Below are 13198 nucleotides of genomic sequence, written 5' to 3' on the forward strand. Positions count from 1 at the left end.
GGAGATGTCGGAGATCGAAAGCAAGCCGGAACGCTATGTCCGTCCGCCGAGCGCGGAGTCGTTGGGCGAAGCGCCGGGCAGGGGGCGGCTGAAGGGGCGCCGTATCCTCATCGTCGGCGGCGGCCAGCGCGTGTTCGACGCAGCGACCGATCCGATCGGCAATGGTCGGGCCATGAGCATTCTGTGCGCCCGCGAGGGTGCGAGGGTCGCGGTCGCCGATCTCAACCGAAGCTCCGCTGAACAGACGATAAAGCGCATCGTCGACGAAGGCGGCGAGGCTTTCGCGATTGCCGCCGACGTCACCTCCGAGGCCGACGTGACGCGCATGGTCGACGAAGCGCACCGCGCCATGGGTGGCCTCGACGGCATGGTGCTGAACATTGGCACGTTCGGCAAGACTGGACTTGATAACGTCAGTACCGAGGAATGGAACAGGATCTACGACGTCAATGTCCGCGGTCCCATGCTGTGCTGCCGGGCCGCTCTGCCGAAGTTCGACAATGGCGGCGCCATCGTCTTCATCTCCTCGATCGCGGCGCTGAAGGCGGGATCGCAGATGGCGGTGTACGATTCCTCGAAAGCCGCGCTCGGCGGCTTGATGCGCAACATCGCCCATCTCGGCGCGCGCCGCGGCATCCGCGCCAATCTCGTCTATCCCGGCCTCGTCGACACGCCGAATGGCCGCGAAGCCGGCGCCGGCCGTCCCAACCGCGGCAAGGGCCATGTCCCGTTCGGCCGCCAGGCCACGGCGTGGGAGATTGCTTATGCTGTGCTGTTCTTCCTGTCGGATGAAAGCGTCTACGTCACCGCGCAGACGCTCGCGGTCGATAGCGGTCTCAGCGGAATGTAAGACGCTATCGCGCGGGCGATCGCACGCGACAGAGCAGATGATCGAGCGAGATGTTGCCGGGACCGCCTGCCATGATGCCGAGCGCCATCGCCGCCCAGGTGAGATGGATCGGCCAGCCGTCGGGCACCGTGAGCTCGACGATGACAGTCATGAAGAGCAGCCCGAGCGCAGCCAGCCGGGTGCCCAGTCCGAGCACCAGCAGGATCGGAAACATGATCTCGCCGGAACCCGACAGGAACGCCATCACCGTCGGCGCTGGAAAGTGATAGGGCCCGCCCGGCAGATGCAGCATGAACTCGTCGCTGAACAGTGTCACGGCGGTGTCGTTGAGCCTGAGGAAGCCGCCCCATTTGAGCAGGCCCGAGCGCCAGAACGGCACCGCCAGCGCGAGGCGGAGCACGAGCTGGACGAGCGAAGGCGTGGCAAGCGTCTGGATCAGGCGGTTGGCCCTGTCGACGAGCAGCCAAGGCGACGGCAGGCTGCTGTCGTTGGTCATGTGTTGGTCCGTGATCATGATGGGTCTCCGCTGGCGAGCGAGATGAAGGCGCCGGCTTCGATCAACCCGGCGATGTTCGCGGCAATGTCGAAGTCGGGCGCAGCCTCGAGCGCTGCCGCCGCGGCCTCGCCGAGCGGCCGCCCCGAGATCAGGCTTCTTGCGAACACCGCTCCGCCGGGCCGAAGGCGGTGCACGGTGACGTCGAGCTCGGGCCGTGTAATCAGGGCATCCTCGCGCGTGGAAGCATCGATGCGCGGCACCGACGCAGTGTCGCGGTTGGCGGCAAAGATCGTCACGGCCGCGTAAGGCGAGCGCAGGCATCGCGCGGCCGGGTGTGGAACGAGCACCAGATCGGCCAGACGATCGGGTGTCACCGCCGCGAGTCGGGCCGGCGACAGCGGCACCGCGTCGGCGGCGTGATAGGCATCGAGCCAGGCCCGTTCGACGCGCGCGACGTCGGCGAGCCAGGGCATATCTCGCGCATGCTCATAGGCTTCGATGAACTCCGGAAAATCGCGGCCATACTCGAACAGCAGCGGCGAGGTCGGCGGATTGCTGCGCACATGGAAGCGCGCCATGGCGCGGAAGAACTCAGTGCCGGTGATGCGCTGCACCGCCGGATAGACCGCAGCCAGCGCGTCGATCAGGCTGACCGTGACGTTGTTGCGGTAGACGTCGTAGCGCCGGCCGGCGGCCTTGCCGTTCGGGCCGGTCACGACCGCAGGCGTTTCGCACGCCGGATCCAGCAGCGCCGGCGCGAACGACGCGGCGAAGGACAGGCCGGGCTCAGGCCGCATGGCGCCCTCCCGCCATTGCTGTGGACTGATGACGGTCGAGGATCGCCTGTGCTGCAGCGGCTTCCGCTTGCAGCACCGGCCAGTCCGGAATGTTGCTGTCCCATTCGATCAGCGTCGGCACCGCGCCGCGGCGCCCGATGACGATCTCATAGAGCTTCCAGACGGCATCCGCGACCGGACCGTCATGGCTGTCGATCAGCAGCAGGTCGCCTTCGTCGTCGGCCTGCTCGGCATGGCCGGCAAGGTGAATCTCCCCGACACGCGACAACGGGAAATCCGCGAGATAATCCAGCGCCGAAAAACCGTGATTGGTGGCGGAGACGAACACATTGTTGACGTCGAGCAGCAGCCCGCAGCCGGTGCGCTCGGCAACGGCACGGATGAACTCGGTCTCGCGCATCGAGGACTCGCGGAAGGCGACGTAGGTCGAGGGGTTTTCCAGGAGCAGCGGACGGCGGATCGCTTCCTGCACCTGGTCGATGTGGTCGCAGACATAAGCCAGCGTCGCTTCGGTATAGGGCAGCGGCAACAGATCGTTGAAGAAGCTGGTCTCATGGGTCGACCAGGCGAGATGCTCGGAGACCAGCGCGGGCTGATAGCGCGCGACCAGGCCGCGAAAGCGCGCCAGATGCGTCTTGTCGAGCGGCCGGGGGCCGCCGATCGACATGCAGACGCCATGCAGCGAGAGCGGATGGTCGCGGCGGATGGCCTCCAGCGCGCGATGCGGCGGACCTCCGTCGCCCATGTAGTTCTCGGCGTGGACCTCGAAGAAGCCACGCCGAGATCCGGCTTCGATGATGGCAGGGAGATGCTCGGGCTTGAAGCTCGTCCCGGCGACGCCGCCGATGGGAGTTGCGAAACGAAGCGGCATGGCTGCTGGTCGGATCGGTTTCATCACCGTGGTCATCGTGCTGCTCCGTTCGGGCTTGCGGGCGACCTCGCGCCGGCCGTCAGACCGGCTTGAGCGAGCCCTTCTTGCCGCCCGGCAGCTCGATGCTGGTGCAGGTGCCGCCCTGCACGAATTTCCAGGCGTTGCCCTGGAAGTCGACGGTCGAGGTGCCCTGGCAGGTCGTGCCCGGTCCCGCTGCGCAATCGTTCTGGCCCTTCAGCGCGACGCCGAAGCACTTCTCCTTCTTGGCGGCGACAGCAGCCTCGGCCTCGGCCTTGGTCAGCGGGCCGGCGGCGGCGAGAGTCGCCAGCGCGGTCGATACGGCGCCGGCGAGGACGAGCGAGGTAACGGCATGTTTGGCAGACATCGAAATTCTCCTGTTCGAGATGGCGTCGCCTGACAGACGACGGCGCATGGTCTCCTTCGCTGCGCGCGCAGCCCGCGTTACAGAAGGCTGCTCACGATTCCGTGAGACCGATTGGATCGAGCGCACGGCCGGTGCGCTTGAGCCGACATTAGCGGGCAAGCGTCGGCTCAAGGCCAATGCCTAAGGTCTATCGAGACGGTAGCGACCGGGCATTGGCGGCAGGTATCCTTTTCCTGCCAGACGTAACGGGGAAGCGCCGGCAACGTAGAGCATGACAGTGGCTCGGGGGACCGGCAGGCGAAGACAGCGATGAAGGTTGCTCCCGAACGACGGCTTCATGCGATTGCAAGGATGACGGTCAGCATCCGCCTCGCGGTGTCCGCGCTGGTCCTGGCGGCGATCCTGCTGACGGCTGCGCTCTCCAGCCTGCTCTGGTGGCGCACCGCGGAGGCGCCCAGCCGGCAGCTCGCCTCGACCATTAACGAGCAGATCGTGGCGGCAGTGCGCAAGGAGGTCTCGGCTATCGTCGACGAAGCGCGCGCCGCGCATACCGCGATCCGCACGCTGTTCCTCCAGAATGTGCTCGACACCCGCGAGGCCGACAAGCGCGAGTTCGTCTTTCTCTCGCAACTGCAGTCGCAGGCGACCATCTCCTGGGTCGCCTTCGGCTGGCCCGACGGCTCCTTCTTCGCCGCGCACAAGCTCGGCGACCGTCGCCTCGAGATGATGGAGATTTCGCTGACGGATCATCCAGGCCAGCGCCGCGTCGATGAATATGACGTAGTGCCCGGCGACATCGAATTCGCCAATCGCCGCTTCGAGCCGACCTCGTTCCGCGTCGCCGACCAGGCCTGGTTCAAGGCCGGGCTGCCCGCGGACGAGCCGCAATGGTTCAGGGTGATGGACCACGCGACCGGCGAGCGGCCGTCGATCGCCTTTGCGGGGCCGATCGACGTCTACCAGGAACGGCAAGGCGTCTTGGCCGTCATCATCGAATACACGAGGCTCGCGCGCTTCCTCTCGCAGCTCGAGGTCGGGCGCACCGGCACCGCTTTCATCGTCGATGGCAGCGGCGAGCTCGTGGCGGCGCCGGACAGCGATGCCGACGAGCTCCATCCGGCGCGCGGCGACACGACGCTGCTGCCGCTGGCGCGCGCAGCACTCGACAAGGCGGACGAGGCCGGCCGCAAGGAGGCCTGGCGAAGCCGGCTGACGTCTGGCGGTGCGGCCTATGAGGTGGCGCTGACGCCGCTGCCGTTTCCGGGCTGGTCGCTCGCGACCGTGATTCCCGAGGCCGAGTTTCTCGGGCCGGTGGAGACGACGCTGCGGCGCTTGATCCTCGGACTTGCCATTGGCGCCGTGCTCGCCGCGCTGGCCTCGGCGATGCTGGCGCGGTCGGTCATCGCTGCGCCGCTGTCGCGCGTCGTCGGCGAGCTTCGTCATGTCGAAGCCTTCGCGCTGGAGCAGGTCCGCCGCCATCCGTCGCGGCTCAAGGAGATCGCGAGCCTGTCCGGTGCGATCGCCGAGATGGCGGCCGGCTTGTCCGCATTCCGCAAGTTCATCCCGGCCGATCTCGTGCGCGGCCTGCTGCGTCAGGGCGTCGAGGCAAGGCCCGGCGGCAATGTCCAGGAGCTCAGCGTAATGTTCATCGACATTGCCGGCTTCACCGGACTGTCCGAGCGGCTCGGAGATCGCGTGGTGCCGCTGCTCTCGCGCTACCTCGACGTCACCTCGGAGATCATCGTCGCCAATGGCGGCACCATCGACAAGTTCATCGGCGACGCCGTGATGGCATTCTGGGGCGCGCCGCAGCCGCAGGACGATCATGCCGCGCGCTGCTGCCGCGCCGCACTCGCCTGTCGCAGGGCCGTGGAAGAGTCCGGCCTGGTCGACGATCTCGGCCAGCCGCTTCAGATCCGGATCGGCATCAATTCGGGCCGCATGCTGGTCGGCAATATCGGCTCGGAGCTGCGGCTGAACTACACCGTGATCGGCGATGCCGTGAACGTCGCCAGCCGGCTCGAAGGCGCCAACAAATCCTACGGCACGCAGATCCTGATCGGCGAGACGACCGAGCGCCTGGCGCGCGGCGCCGTCATCACGCGCGAGATCGACAGCATCGCGGTCTACGGACGGGAAGAAGGGCTTTCCGTCCACGAACTGATCGGGATGGCGGACGGAGACGCCGTCGGCGGCGAGGCGATGGGCTGGATCGCGGACTACGCGCGCGGTCTTGCCCGCTATCGCGCGCGGCGGTTCGCCGATGCGCTGGCCGATTTCGAGGCCGTGTTGAATTGGTGCGGCCACGATCGTCCCGCCGAGCTGATGCGCGACCGCTGCCGGCAGCTCGCCGCAGCCGCGCCCGACGTCGCCTGGCGACCCGTGGCGGCCCTGGCGACGAAATAGTGGCGGCGGAGGCCGGGACGCGTTGGGCTCCCATCACGACAGCCGCGTCGCACATCAGGCCCTTGAGCCCGCCGGGCGTCTATAGTAAGGATTGCGTGGGTCTGCAGTTCACCCAGGCGTCACCGTCCCGCGAGGGAAGCTAAACCTGCAAGGCTCAATCGAACCGACACCAAACCTCGTGCCGCGTCGTAAGCCGGTGACCTCCGACAATCCTATCCGGATCGGCACATCGAGGATTGGTCATGGCCAGAACTCCCATTGCCTTTGTTGCGGGCGACATCTCCGCGCTCGCGAAATCCGTGCGCGCCCAGCTTCTGGAGCGGACGTCGCCACCGAGCCACGTCGAACTGCTCAATATTCTTGCGCGTGCGGCGGGACACAAAAACTATCAGCATTTCCGCGCTGGTGCGGTCGGCAAGTCCGTGGATGCTCTCGGCATGCCGGCGCCACGAAAAGATGCGGTTGATCTGAAGCGCGTGCAACGCGCGGCGCGTCATTTCGACGTGTATGGCAGGCTGCTTCGTTGGCCGCCCCGCCACAATTTGCAGCAGCTCAGCCTCTGGGTGTTGTGGGCCGGCTTCCCGCCGCGACGCAGTCTCGCCGAGGCGCAGGTCAAGGCGCTGTTGAACAGTCAGCACGCTTTCGCCGACGATGCCTTGCTCCGCCGCGCGCTGTGCGATCACGGCCTGGTCTCCCGCACGGCTGATGGGAGAGAGTATCGCAGGATCGAGCGGCAGCCGCCGACGGAGGCGGCCGCGCTTCTGCGACAGCTCAAGGCCAGCGCAGCCGAACGACCGGAAGCTGCGGCATGACTGCAAATCTGGACGCATTGCCGCTCGCCGGCCCCGCTCCGGTCTCGGTGCAGACCTCCCGCGGGGCAGTCCAATGCGCAATCGCCGGCGAGGGGCCCACCATCCTGGCCATCCATGGCGGCATGGGTGGCTACGACCAGTCATGGCTGCTGGCGCGCGCCCTCGCCACGACGCTCGGAGACAAGCGGGGGGTGGCCGTGTCCCGCCCGGGCTATCTCGGCTCGCGTCTCGCGGTTGGCGCATCGCCCGACGAACAGGCTGATGTCCATGCGGCGCTGCTCGACGCGCTCGGGATTGCGAGCGTGGCGGTTGTCGCGGTGTCCGCCGGTGGTCCCTCGGCGCTGCAATTTGCCGCTCGGCACCCCTCGCGCTGCCGCTCGCTCGTGCTGGTATCGGCCTGCACGGGACGGCTGCAAACGCCACCCGAGATCGCCGCGCGCCTTCGCATGATGCGCCACCTTGCGCGCCTTCCCGGTCTGCCTCGCGTCCTGAAGTGGCAGGCCGAACGGAATCCGCAAGCCGGTGCGCGCCGCGCCATTCCCGATGATGCCATGCGCGAACGAACATTGCGCCATCCGGCGGCCGGTCCGCTCTTGCGCGCACTGCAATCGAGCGCGTTCGAGCATCTGTCCGCCCGCCTTCCCGGGACCGTCAACGACATCGCGCAGTTTGCCGCGCTGGAACAATTGCCGGCGGGATCGATCTCGGCGCCGACGCTCGTCGTGCACGGCCGCGCCGACAATGTCGTGCCGTTCTCGCACGCCGAGAACGTCTGCCGGGCCATTCCGCAGGCGAAGCTGCTGGCGCTTGCCGACGGCGGCCACGTCTCGCTGTTCACGCATCTGGACGTGGTGCGCGAGCAGGCCGCGCCGTTCTTGAACGCGCGCGAACGCGCTCCGCTGCACCCGCATCGCATCGAGGATCGTAATGAAGGCAACATTGCTCAAATCTGAAGACTATACCCGCTCGCCGTGGAAGAACGGCGGCGGCATCTTCACCGATATCGCCGACGCTCATCGGGCCGATGCGCCGTCGAAGGATTGGAACAGCCTGCTGTGGCGCTTCGCCTCTACGCCGATCGTGGCGCCTGGCCCGTTCTCCTACATGCCCGGCATCGATCGCCTGCAGATGGTCGTCGGTGGGCGGGGATTGGTGTTGAAGTCGCCCACGCAGGAGTTCGACGAACGTGAACCTTTTACGACGGTGCGCTTCACCGGCGAGCTCGAGATCGTGACTGAGCTCGAGGCGGGGCCCGTGGAGGGCGTCAACTTGATGGCGCGGCGCGATGCCGCGGAGATCGATCTCCTCGCGCTTCGGGAGCCCGGCGACAGGTGGCTCGCCGCCGGCACGCACCTGGTTTACGCACCGCGCGGCGATGGCCGCGTTAGGCTCGGCGATGAGGATTTTGCCATTCCTGCGAAAGGCACGCTGAAGGTCGAATTGACCGAGCCCTCGCAGCTCGTGCTCGTGTCCGGCCCGGTGGTGCTGGGCTCGATCCGGCTCCTCGGCTAGGCGGCGACGACAGTGCGATGCGTACAATCCGGGCAACTGGCCAGGTTGACGCGGCGGAGCCGGGGCACGATATCTGCCCTGATGCAGACCACAGCTTGAGGGGCAGGATATGAACGCACCAGAGAACAATGCCCCCACACTAGCCGACGGCGTCGTCGATTGGCTGACCAACGGCACGCGCGACGAGCGCTTCATCGACAACATCTTCGCGCAGATGTGCATCCGCCTGCAGCAGGCCGGCGTTCCGGTCAAGCGCGCGACGCTTCACATCCTGATCAATCATCCGCAGTGGCTGGGGGCCCGCATGATGTGGTCCGACGGCATGCGCGAGGCGGAGATTGCGCTGGTCGACTACGACGTTCGCGAGCGGTCCGAATATATCGGCAGCTCCGCCAGCGAGATCAATGACGGCGCCGTCGAGGTGCGCGAGCGGCTCTACCAGGACCCATCCCTCGGCCGCAAGCACGCGCTCTATGACGAGCTGCGGACCAGGGGCCTCACCGACTACGTCGCCTGGCCGCTCTATCATACGCTCGGCAAACGGCACATCGTCACTTTCGCGACCGATCGGCCCGGCGGTTTCAAGGATGCGCATGTCGCCAGCCTGAAGAAGCTGATGCCGGTGCTGGCCCTGGTCAGCGAGATCCGGGTCAAGAACCGGCTGGCGCGCACGCTGCTGGAAACCTATGTCGGCTCGCACGCCGGCGAGATGATCCTGGCCGGCGCCACCAGGCGCGGCAGCGGCACGACCGTGCGCGCCGCGATCATGATCTGCGACTTGCGGGATTTCACGAAGATTTCCGACAATTGGCCGCGCGACGACGTCATCGACCTGCTCAACGACTATTTCGACGCGATGTCGGAGCCGATCGCGCGGCACGGCGGTGAAATCCTGAAGTTCATCGGCGACGGCCTGCTCGCCATCTTCCCGCTCAGCCAACCGGACGCTTGCGCAAAGCTGCTCCATGCCGTGACGGAGGCCCGGCAGGCCATGGCCGCCCTGAACCAGCGCAACAGTGGCACGGGTCGTGCGCCCCTCAACTACGGCATCGGTGTCCATGTCGGCGACGTCATGTACGGCAACATCGGATCGGCCAGCCGGCTCGACTTCACCGTGATCGGTCCCGCCGTCAACATGGCCTCGCGCCTTGAAGCTCTCACCAAGCAGCTGGGACGAACAGTGCTGCTGTCACGCGACTTCGCGGAGCTGGTGCAGCCGAAGTTCGAGCTGGAGCATGTCGGCAAGCACGAGGTGCGTGGCTTCAGCGACCCGATCGAGCTATTTGCCTATCACGGCTAAAGCGGCAGCGCCTGACGCACCGATGAAGCTAAAGCCCAAGTCGCGCCGCGACGTGATCGATCGCCATGTCCAGGGCCAGCTCCAGCGGCCGTGTCGAACGCAAGGTTTGTGCGAGCAACAGACCTCCTTGCAAGCTGGCGAGCATCGCTTCTGAAAGCTCCTTCAAATCGCTGGCAGGCGCTCTCGCCGCCCGTGACTGCATTCTTGCGAATGCCGCTTCGAAATAGCTTGCCCAGCGCGCAAAGCTCTCCGCCAGCGCCGCGCGCGTGCGCGGCGTCTCGGAGAGTTCGGCAGCCAGCGAGCCCAGCGGGCAGCCGCCTGCGCAATTGGTCTGGTCCGTCAGCTCGACCACGGCATCGCGCCATCGGCGAAGTCCGGCGAGGGAATTGAGCTTTCGCAACAGCCCCTCGTGCGTTCCGAGCACGCACTCGGCCTGTCGCTGGATCACCGCCAGCACGAGCTCGTCCTTGTCGGCGAAATAGTGGTAGACCTGCGATTTGCTCGCTTTGCTGGCCTCGATCACTGCATCGATCGTCGTGTTCGCGGCGCCCCGCGCGCGCACGAGCTGCGTTGCGGCATCGACGATGCGTGCGCGTGTTGCCGCACCACGTGCCGTCTTCGGCAACGCAGTATTAGACAACGCAGCTTTGGGCAATGCAGTCACGTTTTTGTTCATGGCATTCACCGTACTTGACAGGAAGTAGGCAGGCAAGTAATTGGACTAAATAGTCCAGTTCTTGAAGAGGACAAGAATGTCTCGTCTCGACAATGGTGATGCCTTTCCGGCCATAACGATCGAAACGGTCGCCGACGGCACTGTCTCCGTCGCGCCCCACCTGGCCGGTCATTACGGCGTGGTCTTGATGTATCGCGGGTCCTGGTGCCCGTATTGCAACGCGCAGCTTGCGGCCTTTGCCCGAGCGAAGGAGAAGCTCGATGAGCTCGGCGTCAGGGTTGTCGCCATGTCCGTCGACGACAGGATCGATGCAAGCGCGCTGGTGGAAAAGCACCGGCTGAATTTCCCGGTCGGCTATCGCGTCGATGCGGACCGCATCGCAGCAATGACTGGCGCCTACGTCAACGACAGCCCACGCTATCTGCAATCCACCGGCTTCGTTCTCGACCCAGGCGGAAGGGTGATCACGGCGGTCTATTCCAGCGGCGCGATTGGACGGCTCGTCGCCGAGGACGTGATCGGATTCGTTCGTTACGTCAAATCCAAGTGAGACCAACTGAAATCTGGAGGTTCGGACGTGAGCTCACATGAGGTTGCGGTCGTTGTTGGCGCGGGTCCCGGATTGGGCAATGCGCTCGTTGCGCGCTTTGCGCACGAGGGCATGCACGTCGCTGCGATCTCGCGCAGCGGCGGCGCAGGTGAGCCCCACCGCGATCTGGTTCGCCGTTACTCCTGCGATGCAACGATCGCGGAGCAGGTCAATGACGTGTTTGCCCGTATCGGGAACGAACTTGGACAACCATCCCTGGTCGTCTTCAATGTCGGCATCTGGGATCGGGGAGGAATCCTCGACATCTCCCCGGTGCTATTCGAGCAGGCCTGGCGCACGGGTTGCTTTGCCGGATTCTTGGTCGGCCGAGCCGCTGCAGCATCCATGCTGGACAGCGGAGGCGGGACGATCATTTTCTCGGGTGCCACCGGATCGATGCGGGGCGGCGGCGGATTTGCCGCCTTTGCCTCTCCGAAATTCGCCCTGCGAGCGCTGGCACAGTCGATGGCTCGCGAGCTGGGTCCGAAGAACATTCACGTCGCGCACGTCATCCTCGACGGCATGATCGCGCAGGAGCACGATCCCTCGGAGGCGCTGCTTCAGCCGGCGGCGATCGCGGAGAGCTATTATCAGTTGCACCGGCAGGTCCGTAGCGCCTGGACCCACGAGCTCGACCTGCGGCCATCACGTGAAAAATTCTAGCGCGCCACCCGCCGCATCCGCCCCAGCCGCCAATCCGAGGCCGCGCGACTGGCTGTTGTTGCTGTCGCTGGTGATGATCTGGGCTGTGAGTTGGCCGGTCATCAAGATTGGTGTCGGCCAGATCCCGCCGATCTGGTATGGCTGCCTCCGCTATGCGATCGCGGCGCTCATCCTGTTCGGAGTCCTGATTGCGCGGGGTGGGCTTGCGCTGCCGTCGCCCGCTGATATCCCCGTGGTCGTTATTTCGGGTGCGCTTCAGATGGCGGCGTATTCGGCGCTGACCGGTCTCGCCCTGACGATCCTGCCGCCGGGGCGCGCGTCTGTGCTGGCCTTTTCCACGCCCATCGTGGTGGCGCCGCTTGCGGCCTGGCGGCTTGGCGAAGATCTGGGCCCGAAGATGGCGGCGGGCGTGTTGATCGGATGTGCAGGAACTGCCGTGATCGCCTCACCGTCCTTTGCCGTCATCGGCAGCCAGACTCTGGCCTACGCCATGCTGATGGGAGCCGCCACGGCCTGGGCCGTCACCATTGTGACCGTACGAGGACATCGCTTCTCTTCTTCGGCGTTGAGCTTGGCACCCTGGCAGATGCTGATCGCGGCAGTGCTGCTGCTTCCCACCGCGATCGCTGTCGAGGGAGCGACGCCAGCAGTATCGCCGCTTGGCGCGGCCACGCTTGTCTACGTGGCGCCGGTCGCAACCGCGTTCGCCTACTGGGCCGTGGTCGAGGCGGGGCGTCGCTTCGCTGCAAGCACCATGTCGATGGCGCTGCTGGCGACGCCCAGCGTCGGGCTGCTGATTTCCGCGTGGGCGCTGAATGAGCCGATCAATGCCTCTCTCGTCACGGGAGTGGCTCTGACCGCGACCGGAATCCGTCTGACGATTGCGACGACCCGACAGGGATGATCGAAGAGATTCGCATCGGCGGCGAGCCATTGCTCAGCGAGGACACCGCGGTTCCTCTGTTGCCAACGCGAAAATGTGCAACTACCCTTTGCGCTGCCTTCGCCCATGGTCCTTCGATTGGCCGCACGTACATGCCAAAATTCCTCCGCATCGGGGTCCATCAGTCCAACGTATCGGGATACACGTCGAAGGCGTGGTGTGTCAGGCGCGTGGGCTCGGCGGTTTTCCTGAAGTGGGGCGCGGTAGAGGTCCAGGGCGCCGGCGATGGGCGCAAAGTCTACTGGTCGCGGTTGCCGCAGGAGAAGACGGTTCGTTGCGGCACGATGCAGCGCGCCCAGGACTACACCAAGGCCGCGATTGCGCGGCGGCGCAGCCATCGTTACGAGCCGATGACCGGACCGATCGTGCTGCGGCGTCGAGCCGCGGTCGTCGACGCCGGACTTAAGCAAGCTCTCGCGACCATCCTGATCGTCGATATCGTCCGCTCCACCGAAAAGGCCGCCAAGCTCGGCGACGCGCGCTGGACCAAGATCATGGGCCATTACTACGCCGCCGTACGCAAGGAGCTGAAGAGTTCCCGCGGCAAGGAAGTGGTGACCACGGGAGACGGCGTGCTCGCGACATTCAAGGCGCCGGCTTCCGGCATCCGTTGCGCGACCGCGATCCAAAAAGCCGTGCGCACGCTGGGGCTCGACATCAGGGTCGGGCTGCATGCGGGCGAGTATAGTGTGAGCGGAGGCGAGATGGTTGGTCTCGCGTTCCACATCGGCACGCGGGTCGCGGCCAAGGCGCGCGCCGGCGAAGTCCTGGTCTCGAGCGCGGTCAGGGACCTGGTGACGCGGTCCGAGATCCGCTTCAGGGATCACGGCATGCATCAGCTCAAGGGCGTGCCGGAGCGATGGCGGCTGTACCGGGTTGAGGGTTGATTGGATTGTGG

Annotated in this window: 15 protein-coding genes; 10 read left to right on the forward strand and 5 right to left on the reverse strand. The window is 65.9% G+C overall.

The features are described 5' to 3' along the window. Positions 1 to 4 precede the first annotated feature (4 nt). Positions 5 to 850: an SDR family NAD(P)-dependent oxidoreductase gene (locus X268_RS04740; protein WP_128923849.1), complete on the forward strand. Its 846-nt coding sequence runs from the start codon at positions 5 to 7 to the stop codon at positions 848 to 850. A 4-nt stretch (positions 851 to 854) separates the two neighbouring features. Here X268_RS04740 and X268_RS04745 read toward each other — a convergent pair whose 3' ends face one another. The 4 genes from X268_RS04745 to X268_RS04760 are packed head-to-tail and all read right to left on the reverse strand — an operon-like array spanning position 855 to position 3399. Next, the gene (locus X268_RS04745) at positions 855 to 1364 is read right to left on the reverse strand and encodes a DoxX family protein (protein WP_128923850.1); all 510 of its coding nucleotides are present in this window, start codon (positions 1362 to 1364) and stop codon (positions 855 to 857) included. Beyond that, positions 1361 to 2143, reverse strand: coding sequence for an HvfC/BufC N-terminal domain-containing protein (locus tag X268_RS04750; RefSeq protein ID WP_128923851.1), 783 nt, complete (start codon positions 2141 to 2143; stop codon positions 1361 to 1363). The genes X268_RS04745 and X268_RS04750 overlap by 4 nt, the downstream gene beginning before the upstream one ends. Then, positions 2133 to 3050, reverse strand: coding sequence for an MNIO family bufferin maturase (bufB, locus tag X268_RS04755; RefSeq protein WP_128923852.1), 918 nt, complete (start codon positions 3048 to 3050; stop codon positions 2133 to 2135). Before bufB ends, X268_RS04750 begins: the two co-directional genes overlap by 11 nt. A gap of 43 nt (positions 3051 to 3093) precedes the next feature. Then, positions 3094 to 3399 carry a BufA1 family periplasmic bufferin-type metallophore gene (locus X268_RS04760; protein ID WP_128918654.1) on the reverse strand — a complete coding sequence of 102 codons (306 nt, stop codon included), beginning with the start codon at positions 3397 to 3399 and terminating at the stop codon, positions 3094 to 3096. A gap of 309 nt (positions 3400 to 3708) precedes the next feature. Between X268_RS04760 and X268_RS04765 the strand changes: the two genes are divergently transcribed. From X268_RS04765 to X268_RS04785, 5 genes are all read left to right on the forward strand, one after another. Further along, positions 3709 to 5805 carry an adenylate/guanylate cyclase domain-containing protein gene (locus X268_RS04765; protein ID WP_128923853.1) on the forward strand — a complete coding sequence of 699 codons (2097 nt, stop codon included), beginning with the start codon at positions 3709 to 3711 and terminating at the stop codon, positions 5803 to 5805. 242 nt (positions 5806 to 6047) lie between these two features. Then, positions 6048 to 6617, forward strand: a complete 570-nt coding sequence (locus X268_RS04770) for a DUF2087 domain-containing protein (RefSeq protein WP_128929147.1) — start codon at positions 6048 to 6050, stop codon at positions 6615 to 6617. Next, positions 6614 to 7570 carry an alpha/beta fold hydrolase gene (locus tag X268_RS04775; protein WP_128923854.1) on the forward strand — a complete coding sequence of 319 codons (957 nt, stop codon included), beginning with the start codon at positions 6614 to 6616 and terminating at the stop codon, positions 7568 to 7570. Before X268_RS04770 ends, X268_RS04775 begins: the two co-directional genes overlap by 4 nt. Then, positions 7545 to 8129 carry a HutD/Ves family protein gene (locus X268_RS04780; protein WP_128923855.1) on the forward strand — a complete coding sequence of 195 codons (585 nt, stop codon included), beginning with the start codon at positions 7545 to 7547 and terminating at the stop codon, positions 8127 to 8129. The genes X268_RS04775 and X268_RS04780 overlap by 26 nt, the downstream gene beginning before the upstream one ends. 109 nt (positions 8130 to 8238) lie before the next feature. Further along, positions 8239 to 9429 carry an adenylate/guanylate cyclase domain-containing protein gene (locus tag X268_RS04785; RefSeq protein WP_128923856.1) on the forward strand — a complete coding sequence of 397 codons (1191 nt, stop codon included), beginning with the start codon at positions 8239 to 8241 and terminating at the stop codon, positions 9427 to 9429. Between the two features lie 28 nt (positions 9430 to 9457). Here X268_RS04785 and X268_RS04790 read toward each other — a convergent pair whose 3' ends face one another. Continuing rightward, positions 9458 to 10105: a TetR/AcrR family transcriptional regulator gene (locus X268_RS04790; protein ID WP_128923857.1), complete on the reverse strand. Its 648-nt coding sequence runs from the start codon at positions 10103 to 10105 to the stop codon at positions 9458 to 9460. A gap of 76 nt (positions 10106 to 10181) precedes the next feature. On the opposite strand from X268_RS04790, the gene X268_RS04795 reads away from it, so the two are divergent. The 4 genes from X268_RS04795 to X268_RS04810 all read left to right on the forward strand — a co-directional run bounded on the left by X268_RS04795 (position 10182) and on the right by X268_RS04810 (position 13187). Further along, complete coding sequence (locus X268_RS04795) at positions 10182 to 10655, forward strand: peroxiredoxin family protein (protein WP_128923858.1); 474 nt, start codon at positions 10182 to 10184, stop codon at positions 10653 to 10655. Positions 10656 to 10682: 27 nt separating this feature from the next. Next, positions 10683 to 11357, forward strand: a complete 675-nt coding sequence (locus tag X268_RS04800) for an SDR family NAD(P)-dependent oxidoreductase (protein WP_128923859.1) — start codon at positions 10683 to 10685, stop codon at positions 11355 to 11357. Positions 11358 to 11412: 55 nt separating this feature from the next. Next, positions 11413 to 12261: a DMT family transporter gene (locus X268_RS04805; protein ID WP_128923860.1), complete on the forward strand. Its 849-nt coding sequence runs from the start codon at positions 11413 to 11415 to the stop codon at positions 12259 to 12261. Between the two features lie 131 nt (positions 12262 to 12392). Then, positions 12393 to 13187, forward strand: a complete 795-nt coding sequence (locus X268_RS04810) for an adenylate/guanylate cyclase domain-containing protein (protein WP_128923861.1) — start codon at positions 12393 to 12395, stop codon at positions 13185 to 13187. The last annotated feature ends 11 nt before the right edge of the window (positions 13188 to 13198 follow it).

Origin of the sequence: Bradyrhizobium guangxiense (genome assembly GCF_004114915.1) — a bacterium.
GTDB classification, from domain to species: Bacteria; Pseudomonadota; Alphaproteobacteria; order Rhizobiales; family Xanthobacteraceae; genus Bradyrhizobium; species Bradyrhizobium guangxiense.

What these genes read in the sequence shown, in the direction of transcription:
- X268_RS04740 (WP_128923849.1), top strand. Translation starts at nt 5, where the DNA reads ATGTCGGAGATCGAAAGCAAGCCGGAACGCTATGTCCGTCCGCCGAGC.
- X268_RS04790 (WP_128923857.1), bottom strand. Translation starts at nt 10,105, where the DNA reads ATGAACAAAAACGTGACTGCATTGCCCAAAGCTGCGTTGTCTAATACT.
- X268_RS04750 (WP_128923851.1), bottom strand. Translation starts at nt 2,143, where the DNA reads ATGCGGCCTGAGCCCGGCCTGTCCTTCGCCGCGTCGTTCGCGCCGGCG.
- bufB (WP_128923852.1), bottom strand. Translation starts at nt 3,050, where the DNA reads ATGACCACGGTGATGAAACCGATCCGACCAGCAGCCATGCCGCTTCGT.
- X268_RS04775 (WP_128923854.1), top strand. Translation starts at nt 6,614, where the DNA reads ATGACTGCAAATCTGGACGCATTGCCGCTCGCCGGCCCCGCTCCGGTC.
- X268_RS04785 (WP_128923856.1), top strand. Translation starts at nt 8,239, where the DNA reads ATGAACGCACCAGAGAACAATGCCCCCACACTAGCCGACGGCGTCGTC.
- X268_RS04765 (WP_128923853.1), top strand. Translation starts at nt 3,709, where the DNA reads ATGAAGGTTGCTCCCGAACGACGGCTTCATGCGATTGCAAGGATGACG.
- X268_RS04780 (WP_128923855.1), top strand. Translation starts at nt 7,545, where the DNA reads ATGAAGGCAACATTGCTCAAATCTGAAGACTATACCCGCTCGCCGTGG.
- X268_RS04760 (WP_128918654.1), bottom strand. Translation starts at nt 3,399, where the DNA reads ATGTCTGCCAAACATGCCGTTACCTCGCTCGTCCTCGCCGGCGCCGTA.
- X268_RS04745 (WP_128923850.1), bottom strand. Translation starts at nt 1,364, where the DNA reads ATGATCACGGACCAACACATGACCAACGACAGCAGCCTGCCGTCGCCT.
- X268_RS04795 (WP_128923858.1), top strand. Translation starts at nt 10,182, where the DNA reads ATGTCTCGTCTCGACAATGGTGATGCCTTTCCGGCCATAACGATCGAA.
- X268_RS04810 (WP_128923861.1), top strand. Translation starts at nt 12,393, where the DNA reads ATGCCAAAATTCCTCCGCATCGGGGTCCATCAGTCCAACGTATCGGGA.
- X268_RS04770 (WP_128929147.1), top strand. Translation starts at nt 6,048, where the DNA reads ATGGCCAGAACTCCCATTGCCTTTGTTGCGGGCGACATCTCCGCGCTC.